Raw genomic sequence first — 12340 nt, forward strand, 5'->3', positions numbered from 1 at the left:
GTCGCTTTGCGCACCCCTGTTACACACCGAGTCATCGCCACCGCCGCGGCATCGATCGCTGCCGCGCTCACCCTGTCCGCGTGCGGCGGACCGTCCAACTCCGACGCCGACACCGCCGCGATCTCCCTGCAGAACTGCGGACGCACCGTCACCCTCGACGGCCCCGCCCAACGCGGCGTCACCCTCAACCAGGGCGCCACCGAGACCGCCCTGTCGATCGGCGCGCAGGACGCGATGGCCGGCACGGCCTACCTCGACGACACGATCGCCCCCCAGTGGCAGGCCGCGTACGCCGCCGTCCCGGCGCTGGACGAGAAGGACTTCCCCAGCCGGGAGGCGCTGCTCGCGGTCAAGCCCGACCTGGTGACGGCGTCGTACTCGAGCGCGTTCGACGACAAGGCCGTCGGCTCGCACGAGTCGTTCGACGAGCTCGGCGTCGCCACCTACGTCTCCCCCTTCGGTTGCAAGGACAAGTCGGCGCGACCCGCGGTCGCCTGGGACTCGATCGCGACCGAGATCACCGACTACGGGCTCATGTTCGGCCACGCGGGCGAGGCCGACGCGGTGGTCGCCCGGATGCGCGAGACGCTGACCGGCATCGAGGCGGCGGCGCCCGCGAAGGGCAAGAGCATTTTCTGGTACGACAGCAACACCGACACCCCGTACGTCGGCGGCAACGCCGGTGGACCGCAGCTGATCATCGACGCCGTCGGCGGCACCAACGTATTCGCCGGCACGGACGGATCCTGGGCCGACGGCAGCTGGGAGACGGTGCTGGCCGCGAACCCCGACGTCATCGTCCTCGCCGACGCGTCGTGGGACACGGCCGAGGAGAAGAAGAACTACCTGCGGAGCGACCCGGCCCTGAAGGATCTGAAGGCCGTGCGCGAGGACGCGTTCGTCGTCCTCCCGTTCTCGACGACCACGCCGGGTCCGCGGACCATCGAGGGCGCGACGCTCGTCGCCGAGCAGCTGGGCGGCGGCGGGGCGTGACCGCGTCCACCCGGGTACCGGTCCGGGCGGCCACCACGACCGGCGCCGCATGGTCGGCGATCCTGGTCGCGCTGCTCGCGGTGAGCTGTGCGGCCGGGGTCGCGATCGGCGCTGCCGACCTGTCGCTCGGCACGGTCGTCGAGTCGATCGCCGGACGCCTCGGCATCGGCCCGGGCACCGACCTGCTGACCACCCACATCGTCGTGGACCTGCGGTTGCCGCGGGTGCTGGCGGCCGCGGCGATCGGCGCGGGGCTCGCCCTGTGCGGCGCGGTGCTGCAGTCGCTCACCGGCAACCAGTTGGCCGACCCCTACCTGCTGGGCATGTCGGGAGGCGCGTCGTTGGGCGCGGTCCTGGCGCTCACCACCGGTGCGAGCGCGGTCGGCGCGCTGGGATTCGGCGCCGTCTCGACGGCCGCGTTCATCGGTGCGCTCGGCAGCCTGCTGCTGGTGTTCCTCATCGCGACGTCCCGGTCCGGGGTGCTGCTGCCCGGCCGGCTCGTCCTCGCCGGAATCGCCGTCGGGCAGCTCGCCGCGGCCCTGACGTCGGCGCTGGTGCTGCTCGGCGACCGGGACGCCGCCCACCGCGTGCTCAGTTGGACCCTCGGCTCGGTGGCGGGCGTGCGCTGGTCCGGTCTGGTCGGCATCCTGGTCGTCGTCGCGGTGACGATGGCGGTCGTCCTCGCCTACGGCCGAGTGCTGGACTCGTTCGCGTTCGGCGAGCGGGCGGCCGCGAGCCTGGGCACCAACGTCGAACGCTCCCGCTGGGTGCTCTACGCGGTGGCCTCGCTGTGCACGGCGGCACTGGTCGCGCAGGCCGGCATCATCGGCTTCGTCGGCCTCGTGGTCCCGCACGCCGCCCGGATCCTCGTCGGGCCGCTGCACGCGCGCCTGCTCCCGGTGGTGGCGCTGATGGGTGCGCTGCTGCTGGTGTGGGCGGACATCGCCGCACGCAGCATCCTGCCGGGACGGGAACTTCCGATCAGCATCGTCACCGCCATCGTCGGGGTGCCCGCGTTCGTGTGGCTGCTCCGGCGGCCGGGGGCTCGCGCATGAGCCACCACACTCCGGAGATCCGAGTCGAGGACGTCACCTGGTCGGCCGGGGGCAGCCGGATCCTCGACCGGGTGGCGTGCACGGCCCCGGCCGGGCGGGTCACCGGGCTGATCGGTCCGAACGGGTCGGGCAAGACGTCGTTGCTCTCGACCATCGCCCGCCTCGAACGTCCCGAGAACGGACGGGTGCTGCTCGGCGACGTCCCCGCGACCGAGATGCACCGGCGCGAATTCGCCCGGACCGTCGCGCTGGTGGAACAGCATTCGTCCACCGAACTGGACCTGACGGTGGAGCAGATCGTCGAACTCGGCGCGATCCCGCATCGCGGTGGCTGGGCCAGGCCGGCCGCCGTCGGCACCGCCGAGGTGGTCACCGAGGCCCTGGCGACCGCGGGCATCCCGGATCTGCGACACCGGTTGTGGCAGAGCCTGTCCGGCGGCGAGAAGCAGAAGACCCAGCTCGCCCGGGCGTTCGCGCAGCGGCCCTGTGTGCTGCTGCTCGACGAGCCCACCAATCACCTCGACGTGTCGGCGTCCGTCGAACTGCTCGACCTGATCCGCGCCCGTGGCCTGACGACGGTGGCGGCGATGCACGACCTGAACCTCGCCGCGATGTACTGCGACCACCTGGTGGTGCTGCGCAGTGGACGCGTGGTCACCGAGGGCCCGACGGAGTCGGTGCTCACCGCCGGCCTGCTGGCGGACGTCTACGGGATCGACGCACTCGTCCAACCGCACCCGCGGACCGGACGACCGATGGTGGTGCTGTGCGGCACCGCCGACGCAACACTCGAAAGGTCCGTCCCGTGAGCAAGACAGCGCGCTGGGTGATCGTCACCGCCCCGACCGACCGCGGCGACGACCCGCGCGACCAGGTGTCCGCGGCGCTCGCGACCCTGCGGAACCGCTACCCGGACACCGCATTCCGGACGGCGGTGCTCGGCGGATCGGGACCTGCCGTCGCCGGGGTGCTCGACGAGGCCGCCGCCGCGGGCGCCACCGAGATCGTCGTGGTCAGCGCCCAGACCGTGCTCGACCGCAAGGTCGACGCGTGGTTCCGGCGCGTGATCGGGCACTGGTTGCGCGGGCGCGGACCCGACGCGCCCGACGTCCGGCTGGCGCCGCCGCTCACCGCCACCGACACCTACGTCGACCTGCTCGACGCCGCGGTCTCGGGCGCCACCACGCCGGCCAGGTCCACCACCGCGCCGCTCGCCTCCCCCGCGTGGGACGAGGTGCCGGGCTTCGGGCGGCACGTACTGGTCTGCCGCGGCCCGCGCTGTTCGGCACAGGGCGGACCGGAGACCGCCCGGGCCCTCGACGAGGCCCTCGAAGAGCGCGGCCTGGGCGACGACGACGTGCTCGTCACCCAGACCGGTTGCTTGTTCCCCTGCTCGCAGGCGCCGGTGGTCGCGATCTACCCCGACAACACCTGGTACGCACGACTGCACGCGGACCGGGTCGTGCGATTTGTCGACGAGCACCTCGTCGAGGGACGTCCCGTCGACGAGTGGCGCGGGGCCCGTCGGGCATCTGCCACGCTGGAGGCATGACCTCCGACTCGCCCCGCGTCACCGTCACCTACTGCACGCAGTGCAACTGGCTGCTCCGCGCCGCCTGGGCCGCACAGGAGTTGCTGCAGACCTTCGGCACCGAGCTCGCCGAGGTCGCGCTGGTGCCCGGCACCGGCGGCGTATTCACCGTCACCGCCGGCGAGACGACCGTGTGGGACCGGACCCGGGACGGCGGGTTTCCCGACATCGTCGAGCTCAAGCGGCGGGTGCGCGACGCCGTCGTGCCGGACCGCGACCTCGGGCACGCGGACCGGTCCCGCTGACGCGCGGGCCCCGACGTCACCGCCCGGCCTTGACTGGGGCCGCTGAGGCGACAAGGGTTGACGACTAGGGGAAACAGCGGCCCTGACGCCCGCCGAACGGCTCACCGCCACTTCCCGGTCGGCCCCGATTACCTCTCATGCGATGACTCGAGCCGTGCCACCGCACGATCGAGGCGAGCCATGACTGCCTATCCGAGCACCGTCGGCACCGTCGGCACCGATTCCGCCGTCCCCGCGATCGTCGGGGCGCTGCGCGCGACGTACGACTCCGGCCGCACCAGACCCGCGGCGTGGCGGATCGAGCAACTGCGCGGCATCGAGCGGATGCTCGACGAGCGCGAGGACGAGATCGCGGCGGCACTCGCCGAGGATCTCGGGCGCGATGCCTTCGAGTCGTGGCTGGCCGACCTCGCCAGCGTCAAGATCGAGGCCGCCCATGCGCGCAGGCACCTCCGGTGGTGGATGCGTGCCCGGCCTCAGCGTCTGCCGCTCAACCAGATGCCCGCGCTGGGGTGGGTGCAGTACGAGCCGCTCGGCGTGGTGCTCGTCATCGCGCCGTGGAACTATCCCTTCGCACTGGCCCTGAATCCGTTGGTCGCGGCGCTGGCCGCCGGGAACTGCGCGGTGCTCAAGCCGTCCGAATTGACCCCGGCGACGTCGCACCTGTTGGCCCGCCTGCTCCCCGAGTACGTCGACGGTGAGGCCGTCGCCGTGGTCGAGGGCGACGGGCGCATCACCCAGGCGCTGCTCGCCCAGGGGTTCGATCACGCCTTCTTCACCGGCGGCACCGAGATCGGCCGGAAGGTCATGGCCGGGGCCGCGGCGCAACTGACCCCGGTGACCCTCGAACTGGGCGGCAAGTGCCCGGCGATCGTCATGCCGGACGCGGACCTCGACGTCGCCGCCCGGCGCATCGCCTGGACGAAGGTGCTGAACTCGGGCCAGACCTGCATCGCGGCGGACTACGTGCTGGTCGAGCACGCCGTCCGTGACGAACTTGTCGACCGGATAGTTCACAGCCTCAACGAGTTCCGCGCGGGCGAGCCGGCGCGCGGCGTGCGCGTCGTCAACGAGCGCCAGTTCGACCGGCTTGCCGGGTACCTCGCCCGCACCGAGGCGACGGTGGCGATCGGTGGCGGTTCCGACCGGGCCACGCTGACCGTCGAGCCGACCGTGCTGGTCGACCCGAGCCCCGACGAACCGGTCATGCGGGAGGAGATCTTCGGGCCGATCCTCCCGGTGCTCGGCGTCGACTCGCTGGACGAGGCGATCGCCTTCGTCAATGCACGGCCGAAGCCCCTGGCCGCCTACACCTTCACGAAGTCGGCCCACGCTCGCAGGCGGGTGCTGTCCGAGATCAGCTCGGGCGGCGCCGTGGTCAACCACCTGGTGTTGCACTACCTGGCACCGCAGTTGCCCTTCGGCGGCGTCGGGGCCAGCGGCATGGGTTCCTACAACGGCCACTGGGGATTCGAGACCCTCAGCCACCGAAAGGGCGTGCTGGTCAAGGCGTTCAAGCCCGATCCCCGGTTCTTCTACCCGCCGTACACCGACCGGGCCGCAAAGATGATGCGGCGGATGCTCCGGGTCTGAGTCGACACCCACGAACCCCCGAGGAGGTTCACGATGACCACCGGCAATGCGTCCCCGAACACCCTGTGCGAGGCCTTCCAGGACACCGTCGCCAGTCACGGCGACGCCGTCGCCCTCCGCACCCCCGGGGACGGCGTGGTGATCACCTGGCGCCAGTACGGCGAACGGGTCCGCCGGATCGCCGCGGGCCTGGCGAAACTCGGTGTCCGCCATGGTGACACCGTCGGCATCATGCTGACCAACCGGCCCGAGTTCCACCTGGTCGACACCGGGGCGCTGCACGCGGGCGCGACCCCGTTCTCGGTGTACAACACGCTCGCGCCGGAGCAGTTGAACTACGTGCTGACCAACGCCGGGAACAAGGTCATGGTCTGCGAGGAGCAGTTCCTGCCGGTGCTGCGAAAGGCGGTCGAGGGCACCGCGGTCGAGCACATCGTCTGCGTGGACGCGGACGCCGAGGGCGCCACGACCCTGCGGGAACTCGAGGCGGGCGGCGACCCGGGGTTCGACTTCGAGTCGACATGGCGGGCTGTCGAACCCGGCGACCTGGTCACGATCATCTACACCTCGGGCACCACCGGGCCGCCGAAAGGTGTGGAGCTCACGCATGCAAACCTGCTCGCGGAGCGGGACGCAGCCGTCGACTTCGCCGGAGACGTGACCGGTGACCGGGTCATCTCCTACCTGCCGGATGCACACATCGCCAACCGCATCGTCACGCATTACCTCGCCATCACCAACGCCGCTCAGGTAACCACGCTGGCGGACATCAAACAGGCGGTCACCGTGCTGCCGGAGGTCCGGCCGACGTTCTTCCTCGCGGTGCCGCAGGTCTGGTACAAGCTCAAGGCCGCGATCGAACTGGCGCTCGCCGAGGAGTCGAGCCCGATCAAGCGGAGGCTCGGGCAGTGGGCGATCGGTGTCGGGAGGCAGAGCGCACGCCTTGCCTCCGACGGCACAACGCCGCCCCGAACGCTGCTGCTCCAGCATTCGCTGGCGGACCGCTTGGTCCTGCGCGCGGTCCGGAAGAAGTTGGGGCTCGATCAGGTGCGATTGGCGGTGACGGGCGCCGCCCCGATCTCGCCGGACGTCGTCGAGTTCGTGCTGGGCCTCGGGATCCCGTGCTGCGAGGTCTGGGGCTTGTCCGAGACCTGTGCCGCCGCCACGATCAACCCCCCGGGCGCCATCCGGATCGGCACCGTCGGGAAGGCGGTTCGCGGCGTCAAGCTCCGGCTCGCCGACGACGGCGAGCTCCTGGTAGCCGGGCCGACGGTCATGAAGGGCTACCGCGGCGACCCCGCCAAGACCGCCGAGGCCATCGACGCCGACGGCTGGCTGCACACCGGCGACATCGGCACCATCGACGCCGACGGCTACGTCACGATCGTGGACCGGAAGAAGGAACTGATCGTCAACTCCTCGGGCAAGAACATGTCGCCGTCGAACATCGAGGGCACCATCCGCGCGGCCAGCCCGCTGATCGGCGGCGCGGTGGTGATCGGGAACGACCGCCCCTACGTCGTCGCCCTGCTCACGCTGGACCCCGACGCCGCGGCCGCCTTCGCCACCCGCAACGGAATCGGAAACGGCTCACCCGGCGACCTGGCGTCGAACCCCCTGGTGCGCACGGAGATCGACCGCGCCGTCGCGGCCGCCAACGCGAAACTCTCCCGGGTCGAGCAGGTCAAGAAGTCCACCCTGCTGCCGGCGACCTGGGAGCCGGGCGGCGACGAGTTCACCCCGACGATGAAGCTGCGACGCAAGCCCATCGACGCCAAGTACGCCCGCGAGATCGAGTCGTTGTACGCGGGCTGACTACCGTCAGTCCGGCCGCGGGCCGTAGGTGTCCAGCATGACGACGGGGCCCTCGCCCAGCCGCCGGTCGGCGTCCATCGCCAGCACCGCGGCGAACGCCTTCGCCGTGTAGACGGGGTCCAGGGTCAGCCCGTGCTCGGCGCCGATCCGCCGCGCCGCCGTGCCCTCCGGCGTCGGGTACCCGTATCCGGGACCGAGCCACTCCCCCGTCACCACCAGCGCACCCGGCTCGAACTCCACCGGCTCGACCGCGGCGCCGCGACTTCGCAGCAGCCGGTGCGCCCGCTGCGCGAGCGAGACCAGGTCCCGCTCGGCCAGCGGCAGCGTGTCGTTCACGACGACGCCGACCACCCGGGTGCGCAGGCCCGCGAGCCGCAGTCCCAACAGCAGCCCGGCCGCGGTGCCACCGGAGCCCACCGCCGTCACCACGTGCGTCGGCTCCGGCAGCACGCCGGCCTCGACCTGGGCGGCGAGCTCGAGGGCGACCTCGACGTACCCGAGGGTCCCGAGCGGCGACGACCCGCCCGCGGGCAGGTAGTAGGGCAGGTGCCGGCCGCGCAGGTGCCGGGCGTACAGCCAGGGCGCCGCCGCGACGGTCCGCGCCTTGGTCCGGGTGAAGTGCAGCGTCGCGCCGGCCCGCCGCAGCCGCTCCACCTGGGCGCGGACGTGCTCGTCCATCGGCTGGTCGATCAGCGCCAGAGCCGTGTCGATGCCCTGCTCGCGCGCGTAGAGGGCGGTGGCCAGGCCCCAGTTGGTGCCCTGGCCGCCGACGCTGAGGATCTGCCGACAGCCGCGCGCGCGGACGTCGGGCAGGATCCACTCCAGCTTGCGGACCTTGTTGCCGCCCCAGCCGCCCGAGCCGTAGGCGCCCTCGTCCTTGCACCACAGTCGGTTTCCGGTGCCCAGCCCGTCCAGGTGCACGATCGGCGTCGGGCCGGAGCCGAGCCGAAGGTACGGGGTGGTCGACTCGAGCTCGGGGAACATCCGGTGCAGCGCGGGGCCGCTCGCCTGGTTCATCCGGGCGCCTGGACCGAGCCGAGCCGGCGACGGAGCGCACCGGCCAGGTAGTCGAGGTCGGGTCGACGCGCGGTGACGGGGCGGCCACGGAGGCCGAACCCGTCGCCGGCGGTGCGCGGGACGACGTGCAGGTGCACGTGGAAGACCTCCTGGCCGGCGACGGCGCCGTCCGCGAGGTAGAGGTTCACCCCGTCCGCGCGCGGACCGTCTGCGGGCAAGCCCGCCCCGTGGGCGCCGTTGTCCCGCAATGCCGCCGCCAGTTTCTGCCCGACGGCGAAGATCCGGCCGCCGTCCTGGGGGTCGAGCTGTGCGAGCCCCGAGGCGTGCCGCTTCGGAACCACCAGCAGGTGCCCCGGAGTGAATGGGCGGATGTCCATGAACGCCACGGTGTGCTCGTCCTCGTGGACGAGGCTCGCCTCCGCTTCGCGCGCGATGATGGCACAGAAGATGCAGTGGCTCATGGGGATTGATGATAGGCCCACCAGCCTTCCCGGTGGACGGACAATGCCCCTACCGACGACGCCACCACGGCCCTACCGTGTGCCCACCGACAGCGAATGGGAGTTACGAATGAGTGCACACGGTCCGGTCGCGCCCCTCGATGCGGGCGACGTCGACCACTTCGACCACGTAACCGACGTCCTCGTCGTCGGCTACGGCTGCGCCGGCGCCGCCGCCACACTGGAGGCGACCGCCGCCGGCGCCGAGGTCATCGTCCTGGAGAAGGCGAGCGGAGGCGGCGGGTCGTCGGCGCTGTCAGGCGGCGAGATGTACCTGGGCGGCGGCACCGAGATCCAGCGGGCCTGCGGCTTCGAGGACACCGCGCAGGACATGGAGGCGTTCCTGCTGGCCGCCCTCGGACCCGACGGCGACAAGGAGAAGATCGGCATCTACAGCCGCGAGAGCGTCGCGCACTACCAGTGGCTGGTCGACCACGGGGTGCCGTTCAAGCCCTCGCTGTGGAACTCACCCACCTGGGTGCCGCCGACCGACGACGGACTGATGTGGATGGGCGAGAACTCCTACCCCTTCGCGGAACTTGCGAAGCCCGCGCCCCGAGGCCACCGCGTCACCTCCGACGGATTCGGCGGCAAGGTGCTGATGCAGAAGCTGTCCGAGGTTGTCGCGGCCACCGACGCCGCGGTGCACACCGACACCTACGCCACCCGGCTGATCGTGGAGGCAGGCGCGGTGGTCGGCCTCGTCGCCCGCCAGTACGGCAAGACCTACACCTACCGGGCGCGCCGCGGCGTGGTGCTCACCACCGGCGGGTTCGCCGACAACGCGGAGATGGTCGCGCAGCACGCCCCGCAGTTGGTGGGCCTCGGTGTCAACAGCGACGGCGGGGACGACGGCCGCGGCATCGTGATGGCCCAGGCCGTCGGCGCCGCCGTCAAGCACATGTCCGCCGGACAGGTCGGTATCTCGCTGGTCCCGGGGATGATGGTGCGCGGCATGATCGTCAACAGCGTCGGCCAGCGCTTCATCAACGAGGACGTCTACCCCGGCCTGGTCGGGCAGGCCGCCCTGTACAAGCATGGGCTGAAGGTGTGGGTGATCCTCGATGAGCAGGCCTACGAGGAAGTCCCGGTCGACGAACGCTGGGGCGTACAGCCGCATTTCGTGGCGGAGTCACTCGAGGAACTCGAACAGCAGATCGGCATGCCGCCCGGCGCATTGACCACCACCGTCGGCGAGTACAACCGGCACGCCGCTGAGGGCGAGGACCCGTACTTCCACAAGTCCTCGACGTGGCTGCGGCCGCTGGAGTCGCCCTTCGCCGCGATCGACGTCCAGCGCGGCATCGCGCCGCCGGAGTACGGCGAGGCGGGCCGCGGCGGCGCGGAGGTCTTCACCATCGGCGGCCTGGGTACCACCGTCGACGGGCACGTCCTCGACCTCGACGGCAACCCGATCCGCGGACTGTTCGCGGCGGGCCGCGCCACCTCGGGCCTGCACTCGTGGGGCTACATCAGCGGCACGTCGCTCGGCGACGGCACCTTCTTCGGCCGCCGGGCCGGGGTGTCCGCCGCCGGTCGCTGACGCGCGGTCGCGCTCAGCCGGCGAGGACCAGCGCGTCGGGCACGGTGGCCCCCGCCTTCGCCAGCAGCGTCGCGTAGCGCCCACCGACCGCGAGCAGCTCCTCGTGGGTGCCGCGCTCGGCGGTGCGCCCGTCGTCGAGGACCACGATCTGATCCGCGTCGCGGATGGTGGAGAGCCGGTGCGCGATGGTGATGGTGGTGCGGCCGAGGCTGACGTGGTCGAGCGCGTCCTGCACGGCGCGTTCGGTCTCGTTGTCGAGGGCGCTGGTGGCCTCGTCGAGGACCAGCACCCGCGGGTCGCGAAGGAGCGTCCGCGCGATGGCGATGCGCTGCTTCTCGCCGCCGGAGAACCGGTGGCCGCGCGCCCCGACCATCGTGTCGTAGCCCTGCGGCAGCGAGACGATCAGCTCGTGCACCTGGGCGGCGCGGGCCGCCGCCTCGATGTCGGCGTCGGTGGCCTCGGGCCGGGCGTGCCGCAGGTTGTCCCGGATCGTCGCGTGCAGCAGGTAGGTCTCCTGGGAGACGACGCCGACCAGTTCGGACAGCTCGATCAGCGGGATCGACCGCAGGTCCACCCCGTCGACGGTGACGCGGCCGGCGCTCGGGTCGTGCAGCCGGGCGACCAGCGAGGCCAGCGTGGTCTTGCCGGAACCCGTCTCGCCGACCAGGGCCAGCGACGACCCGGCGGGCACGTCGATGCTGACGGAGTCGAGCGCGAGCCGGTGGGCGCCGTCGTAGCGCAGGCTCACGTCCTCGAACCGGACCGCGCCGACCGCCTGCTCCCGCGGCAGGTGCACCGGATGCTCGGGGTCGTCGATCTCGACGACCAGGTCGAGGTACTCGAAGATGCGGCTGAACAGCGCCAGCGAGCTGGTCACCGAGACGCCGACGTCGAGCAGGCTCATCAGCGGCCGGAACAGCGCCGCCTGCAGGCCGGTGAACGCGACCAGGGTGCCGATGGTCATGCCGCCGGAGGTCGCGGGCAGGCCGGCGGCGAGGTAGAGCAGAGCCGGAATGGCCGCGAAGACGATGTTCATCGTCGCCATCCGCCAGCGGCCGGAGAGCTGGGAGCGGACCTCGAGGTCCGCGAGCAGGTGCGAGGTGTCGGCGAACCGCTCGGACATCATCGGGCCCGCGCCGAGGGTCTTGCCGAGTTGCACGCCGCTGATCGACAGCGACTCCTCGATCTGGGTCTGCATGTCCGCGAGGGTGCGCTGACGCGCGGTGGTGATCTCCCGACGCATCTGCGCGACCTTGCGGGTGAGCCAGATCGCGGGCGGCAGCACGATCAGCGAGAGCAGCGAGAGCCGCCAGCTGAGCACGGCCATCGCGGCCGCGGTGCCGACGACGGTGGTCACGTTCGCGGCGATCGACGTCGCGGTCGAGGTGACCACGGTCTGCATGCCGCCGATGTCGTTGGTCAGTCGGGACTGGATCTCGCCGCCGCGGGTGCGGGTGAAGAAGCCCAGCGACTGGCGCTGCAGGTGGGTGAACACCCGGGTGCGCAGGCTGTGCATGATGCGCTGGCCCACGGTGGTGGAGATCCAGGTCTGCACCACCCCGAGCACCGAGGCGGCGACGGTCACGGCGAGCATGCCCGCCACCAGGGCGACCAGCAGTGCGACGTCCTGCTCGGGAATGGCCCGGTCGATCGTGGCGCGGACCAGGAACGGGTTGGCCAGGGAGATCAGCGAGGACGCGACGATCAGCGCGACGACCAGGGCGATCTGCGGGCGGTAGGGGGCGAAGAGCGCGCCGATCCGGCGCAGGCTCACCGGGGACTCGTCGAGCTGGGCGCGGTCGGCGGGGTCGAGCTTGCGGACGCGTCCGCCGCCGTCCCTGCCACCACCTCCGGGTCCGGGGAACTGTGGGCTTGTCATGCAACCACCCCTCTCTGAGGTTCGGGGGCAAGCCGGGTGCCGGGCGTGGATCGTCACCGGCAACATGTTGAGGTTGCCTCACAATGAGGCGTATGTCAATGCCCGGTAG

At 71.7% G+C, this 12340-nt stretch carries 11 protein-coding genes; 8 read left to right on the forward strand and 3 right to left on the reverse strand.

Annotated elements, in window-relative coordinates; all coding sequences use genetic code 11:
* The first annotated feature begins 6 nt into the window (after positions 1-6).
* The 7 genes from ACFO6S_RS07805 (at position 7) to ACFO6S_RS07835 (ending at position 7292) form a co-directional block, all read left to right on the forward strand.
* Positions 7-993: an ABC transporter substrate-binding protein gene (locus ACFO6S_RS07805; RefSeq protein WP_378415682.1), complete on the forward strand. Its 987-nt coding sequence runs from the start codon at positions 7-9 to the stop codon at positions 991-993.
* Positions 990-2048, forward strand: coding sequence for a FecCD family ABC transporter permease (locus ACFO6S_RS07810; RefSeq protein WP_378415684.1), 1059 nt, complete (start codon positions 990-992; stop codon positions 2046-2048). Before ACFO6S_RS07805 ends, ACFO6S_RS07810 begins: the two co-directional genes overlap by 4 nt.
* Positions 2045-2857 carry an ABC transporter ATP-binding protein gene (locus ACFO6S_RS07815; protein WP_378415686.1) on the forward strand — a complete coding sequence of 271 codons (813 nt, stop codon included), beginning with the start codon at positions 2045-2047 and terminating at the stop codon, positions 2855-2857. The genes ACFO6S_RS07810 and ACFO6S_RS07815 overlap by 4 nt, the downstream gene beginning before the upstream one ends.
* Positions 2854-3600 (forward strand): (2Fe-2S) ferredoxin domain-containing protein, encoded by a 747-nt coding sequence (locus ACFO6S_RS07820; RefSeq protein WP_378415688.1) that lies wholly within the window; start codon positions 2854-2856, stop codon positions 3598-3600. The genes ACFO6S_RS07815 and ACFO6S_RS07820 overlap by 4 nt, the downstream gene beginning before the upstream one ends.
* Positions 3597-3884 (forward strand): Rdx family protein, encoded by a 288-nt coding sequence (locus ACFO6S_RS07825; protein WP_378415689.1) that lies wholly within the window; start codon positions 3597-3599, stop codon positions 3882-3884. The genes ACFO6S_RS07820 and ACFO6S_RS07825 overlap by 4 nt, the downstream gene beginning before the upstream one ends.
* A gap of 180 nt (positions 3885-4064) precedes the next feature.
* Entirely contained in the window at positions 4065-5477 is a 1413-nt protein-coding gene (locus tag ACFO6S_RS07830; RefSeq protein WP_378415691.1) for an aldehyde dehydrogenase family protein, read from the forward strand.
* Between the two features lie 33 nt (positions 5478-5510).
* Complete coding sequence (locus ACFO6S_RS07835) at positions 5511-7292, forward strand: AMP-dependent synthetase/ligase (protein WP_378415693.1); 1782 nt, start codon at positions 5511-5513, stop codon at positions 7290-7292.
* Between the two features lie 6 nt (positions 7293-7298).
* On the opposite strand, the gene ACFO6S_RS07840 is transcribed toward ACFO6S_RS07835, so the two are convergent.
* A complete protein-coding gene (locus ACFO6S_RS07840) occupies positions 7299-8309 on the reverse strand; it encodes a 1-aminocyclopropane-1-carboxylate deaminase/D-cysteine desulfhydrase (RefSeq protein WP_378415695.1) in 1011 nt (336 codons plus the stop codon).
* Positions 8306-8770 (reverse strand): HIT family protein, encoded by a 465-nt coding sequence (locus tag ACFO6S_RS07845; RefSeq protein WP_378415697.1) that lies wholly within the window; start codon positions 8768-8770, stop codon positions 8306-8308. The genes ACFO6S_RS07840 and ACFO6S_RS07845 overlap by 4 nt, the downstream gene beginning before the upstream one ends.
* Positions 8771-8879: 109 nt before the next feature.
* Between ACFO6S_RS07845 and ACFO6S_RS07850 the strand changes: the two genes are divergently transcribed.
* On the forward strand, positions 8880-10352 hold the full coding sequence (locus ACFO6S_RS07850; protein ID WP_378415699.1) for an FAD-dependent oxidoreductase: 1473 nt from the start codon (positions 8880-8882) through the stop codon (positions 10350-10352).
* Positions 10353-10365: 13 nt separating this feature from the next.
* Here ACFO6S_RS07850 and ACFO6S_RS07855 read toward each other — a convergent pair whose 3' ends face one another.
* A complete protein-coding gene (locus ACFO6S_RS07855) occupies positions 10366-12231 on the reverse strand; it encodes an ABC transporter ATP-binding protein (protein ID WP_378415700.1) in 1866 nt (621 codons plus the stop codon).
* Positions 12232-12340 lie beyond the last annotated feature (109 nt).

Source organism: Rhodococcus kronopolitis (genome assembly GCF_042654025.1).
In the GTDB taxonomy this organism is placed as follows: Bacteria; Actinomycetota; Actinomycetes; order Mycobacteriales; family Mycobacteriaceae; genus Rhodococcus_G; species Rhodococcus_G kronopolitis.

Excerpts from the sequence above, each read along its gene's own strand:
- ACFO6S_RS07850 (WP_378415699.1), top strand. The coding sequence starts at position 8,880 with ATGAGTGCACACGGTCCGGTCGCGCCCCTCGATGCGGGCGACGTCGAC.
- ACFO6S_RS07845 (WP_378415697.1), bottom strand. The coding sequence starts at position 8,770 with ATGAGCCACTGCATCTTCTGTGCCATCATCGCGCGCGAAGCGGAGGCG.
- ACFO6S_RS07825 (WP_378415689.1), top strand. The coding sequence starts at position 3,597 with ATGACCTCCGACTCGCCCCGCGTCACCGTCACCTACTGCACGCAGTGC.
- ACFO6S_RS07840 (WP_378415695.1), bottom strand. The coding sequence starts at position 8,309 with ATGAACCAGGCGAGCGGCCCCGCGCTGCACCGGATGTTCCCCGAGCTC.
- ACFO6S_RS07830 (WP_378415691.1), top strand. The coding sequence starts at position 4,065 with ATGACTGCCTATCCGAGCACCGTCGGCACCGTCGGCACCGATTCCGCC.
- ACFO6S_RS07855 (WP_378415700.1), bottom strand. The coding sequence starts at position 12,231 with ATGACAAGCCCACAGTTCCCCGGACCCGGAGGTGGTGGCAGGGACGGC.
- ACFO6S_RS07835 (WP_378415693.1), top strand. The coding sequence starts at position 5,511 with ATGACCACCGGCAATGCGTCCCCGAACACCCTGTGCGAGGCCTTCCAG.
- ACFO6S_RS07815 (WP_378415686.1), top strand. The coding sequence starts at position 2,045 with ATGAGCCACCACACTCCGGAGATCCGAGTCGAGGACGTCACCTGGTCG.